The sequence below is a fragment of the Chloroflexota bacterium genome, from assembly GCA_026713825.1.
In the GTDB taxonomy this organism is placed as follows: domain Bacteria; phylum Chloroflexota; class Dehalococcoidia; order Lucifugimonadales; family UBA1127; genus UBA1127.
Genome location: JAPONS010000033.1, coordinates 49,451 through 63,254, shown reverse-complemented (window position 1 = coordinate 63,254; position 13,804 = coordinate 49,451). Strand labels below are relative to the sequence as shown.

General features: G+C 64.7%; 15 protein-coding genes. 10 read left to right on the top strand and 5 right to left on the bottom strand.

Going from position 1 to position 13,804, the window contains the following annotated elements:
- Positions 1–226: 226 nt before the first annotated feature.
- The 3 genes from OXC99_04170 to OXC99_04160 all read left to right on the top strand — a co-directional run bounded on the left by OXC99_04170 (position 227) and on the right by OXC99_04160 (position 3,336).
- Positions 227–415, top strand: a complete 189-nt coding sequence (locus tag OXC99_04170; protein MCY4624185.1) for a type II toxin-antitoxin system HicA family toxin — start codon at positions 227–229, stop codon at positions 413–415.
- Entirely contained in the window at positions 415–843 is a 429-nt protein-coding gene (locus tag OXC99_04165) for a type II toxin-antitoxin system HicB family antitoxin (GenBank protein MCY4624184.1), read from the top strand. Before OXC99_04170 ends, OXC99_04165 begins: the two co-directional genes overlap by 1 nt.
- A gap of 792 nt (positions 844–1,635) precedes the next feature.
- Positions 1,636–3,336: a hypothetical protein gene (locus tag OXC99_04160; protein ID MCY4624183.1), complete on the top strand. Its 1,701-nt coding sequence runs from the start codon at positions 1,636–1,638 to the stop codon at positions 3,334–3,336.
- Positions 3,337–3,505: 169 nt separating this feature from the next.
- Here OXC99_04160 and OXC99_04155 read toward each other — a convergent pair whose 3' ends face one another.
- Together OXC99_04155 and OXC99_04150 are read right to left on the bottom strand one after the other, a co-directional pair.
- Positions 3,506–4,810, bottom strand: coding sequence for a Rieske 2Fe-2S domain-containing protein (locus tag OXC99_04155; GenBank protein ID MCY4624182.1), 1,305 nt, complete (start codon positions 4,808–4,810; stop codon positions 3,506–3,508).
- Positions 4,811–4,840: 30 nt separating this feature from the next.
- Positions 4,841–6,142: a Rieske 2Fe-2S domain-containing protein gene (locus tag OXC99_04150; protein ID MCY4624181.1), complete on the bottom strand. Its 1,302-nt coding sequence runs from the start codon at positions 6,140–6,142 to the stop codon at positions 4,841–4,843.
- A gap of 240 nt (positions 6,143–6,382) precedes the next feature.
- Between OXC99_04150 and OXC99_04145 the strand changes: the two genes are divergently transcribed.
- Positions 6,383–6,574, top strand: coding sequence for a hypothetical protein (locus OXC99_04145; protein MCY4624180.1), 192 nt, complete (start codon positions 6,383–6,385; stop codon positions 6,572–6,574).
- A 67-nt stretch (positions 6,575–6,641) separates the two neighbouring features.
- Positions 6,642–7,634, top strand: coding sequence for an amidohydrolase family protein (locus tag OXC99_04140; GenBank protein ID MCY4624179.1), 993 nt, complete (start codon positions 6,642–6,644; stop codon positions 7,632–7,634).
- Positions 7,635–7,735: 101 nt separating this feature from the next.
- On the opposite strand, the gene OXC99_04135 is transcribed toward OXC99_04140, so the two are convergent.
- From OXC99_04135 to OXC99_04125, 3 genes are all read right to left on the bottom strand, one after another.
- Complete coding sequence (locus OXC99_04135) at positions 7,736–8,617, bottom strand: EamA family transporter (GenBank protein MCY4624178.1); 882 nt, start codon at positions 8,615–8,617, stop codon at positions 7,736–7,738.
- A 70-nt stretch (positions 8,618–8,687) separates the two neighbouring features.
- Positions 8,688–9,494 (bottom strand): sugar phosphate isomerase/epimerase, encoded by an 807-nt coding sequence (locus OXC99_04130; protein ID MCY4624177.1) that lies wholly within the window; start codon positions 9,492–9,494, stop codon positions 8,688–8,690.
- A 22-nt stretch (positions 9,495–9,516) separates the two neighbouring features.
- Positions 9,517–9,978 carry a RidA family protein gene (locus tag OXC99_04125; protein MCY4624176.1) on the bottom strand — a complete coding sequence of 154 codons (462 nt, stop codon included), beginning with the start codon at positions 9,976–9,978 and terminating at the stop codon, positions 9,517–9,519.
- Between the two features lie 178 nt (positions 9,979–10,156).
- Between OXC99_04125 and aroE the strand changes: the two genes are divergently transcribed.
- From aroE to aroC, 5 genes are all read left to right on the top strand, one after another.
- Positions 10,157–11,023: a shikimate dehydrogenase gene (gene aroE, locus OXC99_04120; GenBank protein ID MCY4624175.1), complete on the top strand. Its 867-nt coding sequence runs from the start codon at positions 10,157–10,159 to the stop codon at positions 11,021–11,023.
- 88 nt (positions 11,024–11,111) lie between these two features.
- Positions 11,112–11,441, top strand: coding sequence for a hypothetical protein (locus tag OXC99_04115; GenBank protein ID MCY4624174.1), 330 nt, complete (start codon positions 11,112–11,114; stop codon positions 11,439–11,441).
- 79 nt (positions 11,442–11,520) lie between these two features.
- Entirely contained in the window at positions 11,521–12,027 is a 507-nt protein-coding gene (locus OXC99_04110) for a hypothetical protein (GenBank protein MCY4624173.1), read from the top strand.
- Between the two features lie 113 nt (positions 12,028–12,140).
- Positions 12,141–12,446, top strand: coding sequence for a hypothetical protein (locus OXC99_04105; GenBank protein ID MCY4624172.1), 306 nt, complete (start codon positions 12,141–12,143; stop codon positions 12,444–12,446).
- 96 nt (positions 12,447–12,542) lie between these two features.
- Positions 12,543–13,739 carry a chorismate synthase gene (gene aroC / locus OXC99_04100; GenBank protein MCY4624171.1) on the top strand — a complete coding sequence of 399 codons (1,197 nt, stop codon included), beginning with the start codon at positions 12,543–12,545 and terminating at the stop codon, positions 13,737–13,739.
- Positions 13,740–13,804 lie beyond the last annotated feature (65 nt).

Genomic DNA, 13,804 nt, shown 5'->3' with positions numbered 1-13,804 from the left:
GGGGTCGTTTTGTGGGGGGTCTGTTTTGTGGGGGAGGAGGGGGGGGGGGGTGGGGGGGGGGGGGGGGGGGGGGGAGGGGGGGGGGGGGGTGCGGGGGCACCGCTGGATGCGGCGTTTCTGGATACCGGCATGCGCCGGGGAGACGAGGGGGGTGGGCATCGAAAACCTCCATCAAAGACAACACAAACGTTGCCTGCAACACAGATGTTGCGTATAATCTGTACGGATGAACGCACGGGAGTTTCGACGCTGGCTGAGGCGACAGGGCTGCACCTTTCAAACCCATAAGGGCGGCAGCGGACATCTCACCGTCCGGCTGGGAGAGCGCACGAGCCAGCTTCCGATGCACGGAGGGGGCAAAGAACTCGGTCGGGGTCTGGTAGCCAAGATCAAGAAGGATTTGGGGTTGGAGTGATGTTTGCCTATCCAATAACGCTGCAGGATGACGACGGTACCCTGCTGGTGACCTCTCCCGACTTCCCGGAGTTGACCACCTTTGGGGAGGACCGCGAGGAGGCCATCGCCCGGGCCGTCGACGCACTGGAAGAGGCGATTGCCGCCCGCATCCACGACCGGAAGGACATCCCCACGCCGTCAGAGGGCGCAACCTACGCCATACTGCCGACGCTGACCTCAGTGAAGGTGATGCTGTACCAGGGGATGCGGGACCAGGGCATCGGCAAGGCGGAGTTGGCCCGTCGTCTGGGGTGGCACATGCCGCAGGTGGACCGGGCGCTGGACGTTCAACACCGGTCAAGGCTGGAGCACATGGACGCGGCTCTGGGGGCCATCGGGCGGCGGTTGCACGTGACGGCCACGGCCGCCGGCGACCCGCCTGCGTAGGGGCAACCACGAGGGTTGCCCCTACGCATATCCCCTCATAGCCCCGCCCCTCTGGTTCCCGCCTCCGCGGGAATGACGGTTCCGACGAGGCAATTTGCTGAACGTCTTCAGATACTCTTGGGCTGTGACACTATAGCACCTAGGTTGGGCCAAGCGTAGTGAAATGGACTCAGCGTGCCTCGCCAGCCTGGATCTGTCACGACGCATCATTCAGGCCTAGCGGCCGGCTTCGACACGGCGCTTTGTTTGGTATGTTAGAGTGAAACCAACGACCCTCCCAGGCGCAGCGTTCGGCTGGACTTAAAGCCCCAGACAGTTGGGAACGTGATGCGCATTCAAGGGCGAGAGCAATCATTGCACCGTAAGGTGCTTGGCATGGCGGGTACGCCCGCTGACTAGGCAGGGGTAACGGCCAGTATGAAGTGTACCGCTATAGCTCTTGCCGTAATTCTCTTAGCCTGCTCAAACGAAGCATCCGATACCATGCTCGGGGAGTTGACCGCGCCTACAGCCACCGACGTCGGCACACAGATTCCGTCGTCTACAACCAGTCCAGCAGCAACACCGACTCAGCAGCCTTCCTATGCCCCGCCGGCGACGGCGACCGCTACGGCTAATGTGAGCACTCTTACGGAAGTGGACCCATCCCCGCCACCGACGCCTACGCCCTCCCCCGTTCCTACTGCCACTCCAACACCAACCCCTTCGCCCACACCAACTCCGGCGCCTCCTACGTTGCAGTCAATGTATGACACAGTCAACACGAGATGGCTAGTTAGAAACTACCCAGCTTTGGCCCGGAAAATCCAGACGCTCACCTGGGTGCAGGACGGCCTTTCCGGCCTAGAACGCTTAGCCGTTGACGAGTTAATTTACATCGCAGTTGAAAATGTCGCTAATGTGGAAGCGGCCTTACGTCTGTCTTGGGTGCAAGACGACATTCAAGAGGCAGAGTACCAAGCATTGGACAAGCTCGGTTATCTGGACAGTCCGAATCCGGCAAATTTGTATTTGGCCCTCAACTTGCCATGGGTGCAAGATGAAATGACCGAGACCGAGTACGCCATCATAGATTCGCTTGGCGCACTGGACTTTGACGCTACAGATGTGGTTTTCCAACTCCTTTCCATGCCGTTCTTGCTCTCCCCTGACACCACCGATGCACTAGCCATCCGGGGAATGGAGAACTTGGCCGATCGAGGCCGTCTTGCGGCTCTCACAGACCACTCCGTTTTCGAGGACGGCGTCACTGAAGACGAGACCACGTTGATCGCCGCCGTGGGCACCCTTCGCGACGCGGACGAGATTCCGCAGGTGCTAGCCCCTGGAGGCGCAGCCGTTGAGACGGTCACCCTCGGCACGGAGTTGACGCCCCATCTCAAGATCAGCATCGTCCGTACTGACAGCCAATCCCGGCCGGGAACCGTCGAGGCTACGCGGGACACGATTCAGTTTGTGGAGAATACTACGGGCTTGGCGCTGCCGGTGGACCACGTCATCATCATGCTCGACGAGAATGCAGTCACAGACAAATACGCTGGCACAAATTACGGTTTCGCGGTCAGTTACTTGCCCAAATACGAGGTGACGCAGCATGGTTCCCGCGAGTGGCGGCAACTTCGATTGGGCCTTGTCCATGAAATCGCTCACTATTTCTGGCGCGGCAATGAGAACTGGATAGACGAGGGCCTGGCCAATCTCTATGAGTATCGGTTTGGTCTACAGATGGGCCTGAGCCACGGGCAGCTGCAAACTATGCGCAAAGGATGCGAGGCCCATGACCTCGAGATGCTCGCAGTGTGGGACCCGGATTCGAGAGAACGGGACGGCCATCACTGTGCCTACTACTTGGGCCAGTTGTTCTTTCAGGACCTGAACGCAAGCATGGACGCCGAGGCATTTACCGCGGGCCTCCAAGAATTCTATCGGCTATCGCTAGAAGCACAGGAGTCGAACTCTACCCCCGGTATAGCGGAAGTCCGCCAAGCGTTCGCGGGACAGGACGCCACTATCGACCGCCACTGGTCGGGAAAGATGAACGCACCGGAAAACCGGCCCTTCGATGAGGGCCGCGATCGGACAAACCACGCACTGATTGAGTGGACCCAACCACCAACGTACGACGGGAGCCGTTCAGTCAGCTTCGAAGGGGTATTGCTGGACGATGCGGTGTTGGTAAACAACGCTCCTACGCAAGGAGGGTACGCAAACTTTAGTTTGTACACGGCGGACGGGGAATGGGTCGGCAGCATACTTCCCGGTCTTACAAGCGGGAAATGGTCGCTTGATGACCCCGGCGATACGGTCGCCGGCAAGTATCTAATCAACCCAGCTACTAGGTCATTCATCATCGAGTTCCCATTCCCGCACAGGCTGAAGGGCCTCCCTTCGGATTACGTCGTCGCTGTGTGGGGATTCCAAGATCCTGACCGAACTCCAACCATCGGGGAAAACCTGGACTTGCTTAGTTATGCCCGGATCCGGGTACTCTAGTCGGGCATGAGAATCCAGAACTAGATATCGGCGAAGGCTCAGAGGGTTCTCTCGTACACCAGGGTCCTTGCGTTGGGGATTTGGGCCGTTGGCGGCTTGCAATGTGAGTGAAAGGGAAGGGGCCTCCGCCGCGGCGGAGGCCCCTTCGAATGCGCGGATGACGTGCGGGCTAGCGCAGGCGTTGGCCTCTGGTTGCCGTCTCGCCGGCGTCGGCGGCGACTAGCCACGGGTCGTCGTCGGGGCCGATGACGATGTCCTCGGAGCGGATCTTGTGGTAGGGAATCTCGCCCTGGACGCCGGGGGGCTCGATGCCCTCCTGCAGGTTGCGGGCGGCCTTGGCGAGCATCTGGCGCAGCCGGACGATGGCGGCGTCGCCGTGGTAGAGGTGCTCCTTGGTGCGGTCCATGATGGGGCCCATGGTCTCCGTAACGCAGTAGTCCTGCTCCGCGATGGGCATGATGCCCGGCGGGTGGACCGCCCTCTGGGCCTCTCGATCCTGCAGGAACTCGTTGTCCATGCGCTTGAGGCGCAGCTTCGGGTCCACGGGGTCGAAGAGGGCCTTGCGCTCCTCCCGGATGGCTTGCCGCTCCTCCTCGGTGAAGGGCTGGCCGGGACGCACACGGAAGCCGATGCGCATGCAGTTGTGGTCGTCGATGGGGAGCTGCGTGAGGATGCCGCCGAGGCCGCGCTGGGAGGCGATCCACGACATGACCGGCAGCGCCAAGCAGTTGATGCGCACGTGCTGGTTGCCCTTGGGCGTCTTGCGAACGGCGATGAGCCGGTAGCCGTAGTCGGTGTCCTGCACGTCGATGCGGGCGTACTTCTCTGTGCCCGTGATGAACTGGGAGAACCGGCGGCTGGGGTGGCCCGGCTTGTCGTACTCCTGGTCCTCCGGGATCTCATTGTCGTAGAAGTGATGCAGGGTGCCGAGGTGGGTGGAGTCGAGGTTGCCCTCTATGCTCTGCAGGTAGTTGCAGTAGATGGGCGTGCGGTTGGCGACGACCTCGTCCTCCGGCAGCAGGTTCATCCAGTAGCTTGGGGGCGGGGGCTGCTTGTCGGCCGGGCCAAGGTAGGCCCAGATGGCGCCCGCCGACTCCAGCGTCGGGTAGGACGTGATGTGCACCTTCTCCTTGAAGCGGCTACCGGGGATGTCCGAGGGCATATCTACGCAGTCGCCCGCCACATCGAACTTCCAGCCGTGGTAGATGCACATGATGCCGCAGTCCTGGTTGAGGCCGTAGTAGAGCGAGGCTCCCCTGTGGGGGCAGGCCTCCTGGATTAGCCCGACCTTGCCCTCAGTGTCGCGGAACGCGAGCAGGTCCTCGCCGAGCAGGCGGACGCGGACGGGGTCGCCGTCGTTCACCGGCAACTCTTCCTTGAGGAGGAAGGGCTGCCAGTAGCGGCGGAAGAGTTCCCCCATCGGGGTGCCGCGATCGGTCTGCGTCAGGAACTCGTTTTCCTGCTGAGTGAGCATTGGCTTCCTCCTACTGGATTTCCTCTTGCGCTAGCGCAGCCGCTGGCCGCGCGTTGCGGACTCACCGGCGTCGGCGGCGACGAGCCACGGGTCGTCGTCCGGGCCGATGACGATGTCCTCGGAGCGGATCTTGTGGTAGGCGATCTCGCCGTTGACGCCCGGGGGCTCGATGCCCTCCTGGAGGTCGCGAGAGGCCTTGCCGAGCATCTGGCGCAGCCGGACGATGGCGGCGTCGCCGTGGTAGAGGTGCTCCTTGGTGCGGTCGTAGATGGGGCCCATGGTCTCGGTGACGCAGTAGTCCTGCTCGGCGCCCGGCCAGATGCCCGGCGGGTGCTTGGACTTCTGGGCGGCGCGGTCCTGCAGGTAGTCGTTGTCGAGCCGCTTGAGCCGGAGCTTGGGGTTGTTGGGGTCCATCATCATGCTCTGGGAGGCGGCGCTGGTGCGGTCCTGCTGGGAGAAGGGGCGGTCCGGGCTGCAGCGCCAGCCGATGCGCATGCAGTTGTAGTCGTCGATGGGGAGCTGCGTGAAGATGCTGCCGAGGCCGCGCGGCGCGGCGATCCACGACATGATGGGCAGCGCGAGGCAGTTGATGCGGACGTGCTGGTTGCCGTTGGGCGTCTTGCGGACGGCGATGAGCCGGTAGCCGTAGTCGGTGTCCTGCACGTCGATGCGGGCGTACTTCTCGGTGCCGGTGATGTACTGCGAGAAGCGCGGCGTCGGGTGGCCCGGCTTGTCGTACTCGAGGTCGGCGGGGATGAGGTTGTCGTAGTACATGTGCAGCGTGCCGAGGTGGGTGGAGTCGAGGTTGCCCTCCATGCTCTGGAGGTAGTTGCAGTAGATGGGCGTCCGCTGCGCGATGACGTTCTCCTCCGGGAGCATGTTCATGTAGTAGTTGGGCGGCGGCGGCTGCTTGTCCGGCGGCCCCATGTAGGTCCAGATGACGCGGGCCGACTCGATGGTGGGGTAGGAGGTGAGGTGCACCTTCTCCTTGAAGGCGCTGCCTGGCATGTCTGACGGCATGTCGACGCAGTTGCCGTCGACGTCGTACTTCCAGCCGTGGTAGATGCACATCAGGCCGCGTTCCTGGTTGATGGCGAAGAAGAGCGAGGCGCCGCGGTGCGGGCAAGACTCGGCGACCAGGCCGACGCGGCCATCGGAGTCGCGGAAGGCGATGAGGTCCTCGCCGAGGAGTCTGACGCGGACGGGAGCGCCGTCGTTGTCCGGCAACTCGTCCGAGAGGAGGAAGGGCTGCCAGTAGCGGCGGAAGAGCTCGCCCATGGGGGTGCCCCGGTTGGTATGCGTGAGGTACTCGTTTTCCTGCTGACTGAGCATGGTGCTTCCCTCTTTCTGTTGTTGAGAAGGTACAAATACGGCGATTTTCGGGATGGTATGCACTGGGGGTGACTATGTCAACACGCGCGGCGCACGCGTATGCGGGGATAGCGGGCTGTTTCCCTTGACATGGGCAAGGGCCGCGAATATCATGCGGCGCCGAGGCCCCCCTCCGGCTTTGGGGTTGCTGTGTCCCGTATGCCGGAGGCAGCCGAGAAAACATTGCGGAAGGAGACAGAGATGACCAGCGGATCCAACCGGACGCTCCTTACCACCGTCGAGGGCCCGAAGGGCACGGCGGAGCTGTTCGAGGCGAACGACGGCGGCCCGCAGCCCTCCTACGAGGTCGTCTGCGGCGGCGAGACGCACACGTTCAAGTCCATGGGCGAGGCCTACATCACCGCCGGTGAGTTGGTCGGCACCAAGACCTAGTCGAGGCCCATCCCTCATCATCACCCGTAACTGACAGGGCGGGCAGCCGCCCATAGGAGTGTTTCCTATGTGGAACGGAATGAAGGTAGTCGACGTTCACGGGCATGTCTCGCGTCCGCCGCAGGTGCGGCAGTTCGCGGCCGGGCTCATGTCCAACCGGACGCCGGCGAAGATGAACATTCCGGACGACGTTGCGGAGCCCGCCTTCCAGCGCCACCTCGCCGACATGGACGACCGGCTGATCGACTTCCAGCTCGTCGGGCCGCGGCCCGTCGACCAGTGGCAGTGGATGCCCATGTTCCTGCAGCGATCGTGGGCGCGGGCCACGAACGACCACATTGCGCAGTCGGTGCGGCTGCACCCGGACCGGTTCGCGGGGATGACGCACCTGCCGCAGGACGCCAGCGCGCCGGACACCAAGCACACGCTCGAGGAGCTGGAGTACACGGTCAACGAGCTGGGTTTCGTCGGCTGCTACCTGAACCCCGACCCGGACGGCAAGCGCACGGCCCCCGGCGTTCACGAGCCATACTGGTTCGACCTGTACGAGAAGTGCCTGGAGCTGGGCGTCCAGGTCCTGGTACACCCGTGCCCGTCGGAGGACCCCAGGCTGCAGGTGGTCCCCGCCAACTACCAGATCAACAACGTGGTGGAGGAGTACATCGCCAGCATGCTGTACATGTACGGCGGCGTCTTCGACCGGTACCCGGAGCTGAAGGTGTGCATCTGCCACTGCGGCGGCGCGCTGCAACGGTTCATCCCGACGGACTACCAGCACTCGGGGCCGGACAAGGACTTCAGCGAGAACCTCTTCTACGACAGCAACGCGCTGGACCCGGTGTTCCTGGAGGCCGCCATCAAGCAGCGCGGGGTGAGCCAGATGTGCTTCGGCACCGAGGTGCCCGGCTCGGGGCGCGCGGTTCGACCGGAGACGGGGCGGCCCGGCGACGACCTGGTGCGCACCATCGACGGGCTGGAGTTTCTGACGGACGACGACAAGAAGACCATCTTCCACAGCAACCCGCTCAAGGTATTCACCAAGGTGGGCGAACTCGTCTAAGGCGCAGGCCGGCAGGTCTGCCGGAACAGGACATCAAGCGCCCCCGGGTCACACACGACCCGGGGGCGCTTCTCTTTCGCGCAGGAAGCCGCCTCCATCCGCTATGCGCCGGTGAACGCGCTCAGGGCAACGACCGCCACGACGGTGACGGCGGCGCCCGTCCATTGGAGCACTCGCGGGCGCTCACGGAGGAGGAGGACGGCGAGGCCGCCGGTCACGACGGGATGCGCGGAGGCGACCGGCGCGACGACGGACACGGGCGCCGCATCGACGCCGAGGTTGAAGCCGACGAAGCCCCCGGCGTCCAGTACGGCGACGGCGGCGAGCAACAGCAGCGCTTTGCCCCCGCTCGGCAGGCGCAGGGACTCGCCCTGGGTACGCATCAGCGCGGCAATGGGGACGGTGGAGAGGGCTCGCACAACCAGCACGGCGAGCATGGGTCCCGCGGCCTCCGTCACCTGGTCGAGGAACGCGAGGGCCATGCCGAGGCCGACCGTCGCCCCCAGGCCCCAGAGCATCCCCGTGCTCTGCCCGGTGCGGGTGGAGGGGTGGGCGGAGAGCATGAGAATGCCGCCCAGCACCATCGCCAGCAGCAGGGCCTGTCCGGCGGACACCCGTTCCCCGAACAGGAGAACGGCCACGACGACCGTGACGGCGAGCCACGCGGAGGAGGCGCTCGACACAATGGTCACGGTCCCGCGCTGGAGGCCCGTGTAGAAGGAGGCATAGCCGCCGCCAAGGAAGGCGGCGCTCAGGGGCGCCCAGACGGCGACGGAGCGCCAGTCGACCTCGGGCAGGGAGCCTGCGACGAGGTAGGCGAGGACGAATGCGAGGGGGACGGAGAGCCCGAGCACCTGAATGAGCAACGCCGTGCTGAGGCTGCCCACGCGCATCGCGACGAAGCGTGCAAGGTAGTCGCCCGTGCCCCAGCAGAGCAGGCCGACGGCGCCCCAGAGTATTCCCGCGAGCGAGTCTATGGGCACCCCCTTCCGGCGCGCCAAGACGACGCCGTGCGGTGTGGGCCGCTTCCGCCCCGGATGGCGTTGACCAAGCCTACCCCGCGTATCCCGCGAACTCGTCACGCGCGCGGATGCGGTCGTCGAGGTTGCCGAACGCCATGGAGTAGTGGCCGGTGTAGCCGAGGCCCTCTATGCGGCGGAAGACGGCGGGGAAGTCGATGTTGCCCTCACCGGGAAGGAGGTGCACTTCCTTGTCGCCGTTGTTGTCCGCCAGCCGCACCTCGCCGACGCGGTCGACGCCAAAGGCGTCAAGGAAGCCGTCGATCCCCTCCGGCACCAAGTTGGCGTGGTTCACGGTGAAGGCCATGCCGAAGTTCGGCGACTGGATCGCGTCGAAGTAGTACTTGCACTCCTCGATGTTGTGGGCCAGGTAGTGCACCTCCGCGTCGTCCGGCTCGAAGTTCAGGTTCTCCAGCAGCAGCCGGACGCCCCTGGACTCGGCGTACTCAGTGGTCCGCTGCAGCCGCGCCAGCGAGGCGTCGAAGCGCTGCTGGATGTTGGAGCCGAAGTGGAGTCCCCCGTGCACGATGGTCCACTCGCACGCCATGCGCTGCGCGAGGTCGATGTAGGCGCGGAGGTACGCGTCTACGGCGTCCGAGATGTAGGGCGAGAACTCGGCGACGTTGACGCCGGACAGCGTGTGCAGGCCGATGTGGATGTCGTGCTCGCGGCATGCGGCCCGCACGCCCGCAATGCGCTCGTCGTCCCACGAACCGAGCACGTTCGGGCCGAGGTCCGCGCTGAAGTCGAGGAAGCGGATGCCGTTGGCAGCGGCCCACGCCAGGGCGTCCTCGAGCCGCGTGCCGCCGGAATCGTTGCCAATGCGGTCTTTGAAGTCCATGACTCCTCCTTCTGTGGCTGGGCTAGTCCTCGACCTCCACGACCATCTCGATCTCGACCGGGATGGCGTTGGGGAGCGCGGCCATGCCGACGGCGGAACGTGCGTGGCGACCGCGCTCGCCGAAGAGCTCCACCAGCAGGTCCGAGCAGCCGTTGATGACCGCGGGCGGCGACGTGAACTCGGGGTCGGCGTTGACCATGCCGAGCACCTTGAGGACGCGGGTCACCTTGTCGAGGTCGCCGATGACGCTCTTCAGGTTGCCGAGGAGGTTCAGGGCGCAGCCGCGGGCGGCCTCGTAACCCTCTTCGGTGGTGTAGTCGCGGCCAACCTTGCCCGACCACTGCTGGCCGCCGGCCTGTCCGGGCCCGACGCCGCTCAGGAACACCAGGTTGCCGGTGCGGACGCCGGGGACGTAGTTGCCCATGGGCGTGCCGGGGGTGGGCAGGGTCAGTCCCAGCTCCTCAATCTTTGCCTCGACCTGCATGGCGAGTCCTCCTCAATCGAATACATGGGTTTACGCAAACGCCAAGCGACATACTACGGCACGGCGCGCTGTCGGTACAACGCGGCGGCCCGACCGGAAGGGCTGATATACTCTCCAGCGGCAGACAAACACGTCGCCCCCCGCGCAATGTGACCCGACTACGAAACAGGAGGCCCACTTGGCGGCCAAGCGCGTTGGCATCATAGGCTACCCCATCCGGCACTCGGCCTCGCCGGCGTTCCAGAACGCGGCCCTCCAGCACTGCGGCGTCGACGCGACGTTCACGGCGTGGGAGGTCGCGCCCGATGAGCTATCGAAATGGGTCTGGAGCCAGGACCGCTCGGACCTGCTCGGATTCGGCGTCACCGTGCCGCACAAGACGGAGATCATCAAGGTGCTCGACCATGTGGACGAGGACGCGGCTTCGGTAGGCGCAGTGAACACCGTCGTGGTCACCGAAAACTACGGGCTTGTCGGCTACAACACGGACACCTACGGCTTCCTGCACGCGCTGCAGCAGGAAGGGGGGTTTGACGTCCGGGGACAGGACGTGCTCGTGCTGGGAGCGGTCGGGGTGTCGCGGGCCGTGTGCGGCGTCCTGCTGCGCGAGGGAGTGGCGTCGCTGACGCTCGCGAACCGCACCGTCTCCCGCGCCGAGTCACTGCTTGCGGACATCGACCGCCACGGCGTTCCCGTGCAGTCCGTCGCCCTCGACGACGCCGCAATCGCGTCTGCGCTGGGCAATCGGGGGCCTGTCGGCCTCATCGTCAACTGCACGTCGATGGGCATGCTGCACGGGCCGGCCGAGGGCGCGTCGCCCATCTCGGCGGCGCTCATTCCGCCCGACGCCTTCGTGTACGACCTCGTGTACAACCCGCCGGTGACGCCAATCATGGAGCTCGCGCGGGGCGCCGGCGCCCGGATGTTGAACGGCCTGCCGATGCTCGTCTACCAGGGCGCCAGGGGCTTTCGGCTGTGGACGGGCCTCGACGCGCCGGTGGACGTCATGATGGCGGCGGCGCGGAAGGCCGTGGAGGGCGGGTAGGGGACGGGGTGGCCGCCCTTGCCATCTGATGGCCTCTGCGGTATAACGGAAACGTTCTTGCGAAAACGGCCCACGGGAGCGGGCGGCTATGGCAAAGCGAAAAGAAGCTAAACAAGTGGAAGTGGTTACTTACACGCTTGAAGAGTGGCTCAATCGCTTTGACCAGGAGGCCCGGTTCCTCACGGACATGAGCGGCATTGAGTTCGTCACGCGGGCCGAGGCGGGTGAGTTGGGCCGCGGCCTCAATGACCACTGGGTGTGGTCACTCTATAGCATGGTCAACGAGGATGAACGACCCGCCGCACGAGTGATGCTGCGTGAGATGACAGAGGCGAAGAGCGGACAAGAATGCGCTGAAGGCCCCTCAGCGCCGGGCGCCTATAGCGTGAGGCCAAACATCACGCGGCGAAGCAAGTAGGTAAGTCCGTCGCATGACCTCGCCGGTGGGACGGAGACCCCGATCGCTCGTGCAGCGCTATGTGGACCGTTTGAATAGGATGCTCAACACCACAGTCACGGAAAGCCGATTGGCTGTGTCGGATCGGGACGGCCAGGGCGGCTGGATCGTAGAACGCAGGCAACAGGGCTTTAGCTCTTTGCCGTTGGAATTGCGGCCCCTTGGAACCTTCCTGTTCTTCCAGCAGCGTATCCGTGTCGACAATGATGAAATCATCCTCCACACCTGCAACTACCGCTTCTCCACCTCCTCTGACCTCCGTCATGACGACGCCTGGGTCCTCCGCTATGAGTTCAGCCTGACGCCCCTCCCCGGCCAGCCCCACGCCCACCTCCACGTCAACGCCGTCCACAAGCACACCGCCGCCCCGATGGACCGCCTGCACCTGCCGAGCGGCCTCGTCACCATCGAGCAGTTCCTGGCGCACCTGCTGCTGGAACACGGCGTCGAGCCAGTGGGCAGCGGCGGCGCAGCCGAGGCTGTGGAGTCGCTGGGAGAGAGCCATGGGCGTTTTCCCGCCGCGCGGCCCGCGGCCCTGTTCCCCTGACCAGCTTCCGCTATAATGCCACTGTGGACCGCCGACCAGACAAGGGTCGGTCCGCACGACTTTAGCAGGATGAAGCAATGAATCAGGCGTATCCATGGAAACACCCTAGTGAATTGTCCGATGACGAGCCAGAAATAATTATCGAGTCGATGGCCAAAGCAGCCTATGACTACTATCTACACTTGGAGGCGAAGATTCGGGATGTCCCAAACAGCTATGCGTGGATAAGAAGCACTATGATTGCACCGCATAGGGAGACAAGGATGCGAACGTGGCACGTGAGGGGAGGCATAAACTACACGGTTATAAAGGATACAGAGCTCACATTCGCGCATTGGGACGAAACTCAGCAAGTTTGGTCGGATACGGCGGAACAGATGCACGATAGAGAAGCAGTGGGGGACGACCCTCTGTTGTAGTGTGGTGGATTGCAAGCCTAGCTAGGGGCCATCTTTGTCGTGGGCCTGAAGTGGGCTGATGAATCACCTCAGAAGGAGCATCCTGTGGTCAAGTACATGACGGCGGGCGAGTCGCACGGCAAGGGGCTCACGATCATTGTCGAGGGCTTCCCCGCGGGCTTCGCCATCAGCGAGGACGGCATCCAGGAGGACCTGGCCCGGCGGCAGCGCGGCTACGGACGCGGCGGCCGGCAACTCATCGAGAAGGACCGGGCCGAGCTGCTCTCCGGCGTCCGCCACGGCCTGACGATGGGTTCGCCCATCTCCATGTGGCTGGAGAACAAGGACTTTGCCAACTGGCACAAGGTGATGAGCACGGAGCCCGTCGAGGAGCCGGGCAACACGGTCACGCGCCTCCGCGCCGGACACGCCGACATGCCGGGCACCATCAAGTACGGCCAGAGCGACGTCCGCAACATCCTCGAGCGCGCTTCCGCTCGCGAGACGGCGGCCCGTGTTGCCGCGGGCTCGGTTGCCAAGCACTTTCTGCGCGAGTTCGGCGTGGAGGTGCACTCCCACATCGTCTGCATCGGCGGCGTCTGGGCCAACTACGACCACCCCGTCGACTGGGCGCGCGTCGTCGAGTCCCCGGTGCAGTGCGCCGACCCGGCGGCCGAGGCCGAGATGATCAAGCTCATCGACAAGGCCAAGGAGGACGGCGACACCGTGGGGGGCATGGTGGAGGTGGTCGCGACGGGCGTGCCCATCGGCCTCGGCGCCCACGTCCACTACGAGCGCAAGCTGGATGCCCGCATTTCGCTGGCCCTCATGTCGATCCAGGCGTGCAAGGCCGTGGCCATCGGCAACGGGTGGGAGGCCGCGGAGCTGCTCGGCTCCCAGTACCACGACATCCTGCAACCCATCGAGTCCAACGGGCACGCCGCCGAGCGGCCGTACCCAAGCGCCAGCGGGCCGTGGCACCGCGCCACCAACCGCACGGGCGGCATCGAGGGCGGCATGAGCACGGGCATGCCCGTGGTGGCGCGGTTCGCCATCAAGCCCATCGCGACGCTGGCCAAGCCGCTGCCGTCCGTCGATCTGGTCACGGGCCAGACCGTGCAGGCCCACTACGAGCGCTCGGACGTGTGCAACGTGCCGCCCGCCGGGGTCATCGGCGAGGCCGCCGTGGCCTTCGTGCTGGCCGACGCCTTCCTCGAGAAATTCGGCGGCGACCACATCGAGGAGACCCGGCGCAACTTCGAGGCGTACCAGAAGACCATTGGCCCCCGGTCGTGGCCGGTGGCGGCGGGCTAAAGCCCGGCGTTCTAAAGAACGGCGTTCTAGGGACTGGCGGTCGAGGGACTGTCCAAGCGGGAGAA

What these genes read in the sequence shown, in the direction of transcription:
- OXC99_04170 (MCY4624185.1), top strand. Translation starts at nt 227, where the DNA reads ATGAACGCACGGGAGTTTCGACGCTGGCTGAGGCGACAGGGCTGCACC.
- OXC99_04165 (MCY4624184.1), top strand. Translation starts at nt 415, where the DNA reads ATGTTTGCCTATCCAATAACGCTGCAGGATGACGACGGTACCCTGCTG.
- OXC99_04155 (MCY4624182.1), bottom strand. Translation starts at nt 4,810, where the DNA reads ATGCTCACTCAGCAGGAAAACGAGTTCCTGACGCAGACCGATCGCGGC.
- OXC99_04150 (MCY4624181.1), bottom strand. Translation starts at nt 6,142, where the DNA reads ATGCTCAGTCAGCAGGAAAACGAGTACCTCACGCATACCAACCGGGGC.
- OXC99_04145 (MCY4624180.1), top strand. Translation starts at nt 6,383, where the DNA reads ATGACCAGCGGATCCAACCGGACGCTCCTTACCACCGTCGAGGGCCCG.
- OXC99_04140 (MCY4624179.1), top strand. Translation starts at nt 6,642, where the DNA reads ATGTGGAACGGAATGAAGGTAGTCGACGTTCACGGGCATGTCTCGCGT.
- OXC99_04130 (MCY4624177.1), bottom strand. Translation starts at nt 9,494, where the DNA reads ATGGACTTCAAAGACCGCATTGGCAACGATTCCGGCGGCACGCGGCTC.
- OXC99_04125 (MCY4624176.1), bottom strand. Translation starts at nt 9,978, where the DNA reads ATGCAGGTCGAGGCAAAGATTGAGGAGCTGGGACTGACCCTGCCCACC.
- OXC99_04115 (MCY4624174.1), top strand. Translation starts at nt 11,112, where the DNA reads ATGGCAAAGCGAAAAGAAGCTAAACAAGTGGAAGTGGTTACTTACACG.
- OXC99_04110 (MCY4624173.1), top strand. Translation starts at nt 11,521, where the DNA reads ATGCTCAACACCACAGTCACGGAAAGCCGATTGGCTGTGTCGGATCGG.
- aroC (MCY4624171.1), top strand. Translation starts at nt 12,543, where the DNA reads ATGACGGCGGGCGAGTCGCACGGCAAGGGGCTCACGATCATTGTCGAG.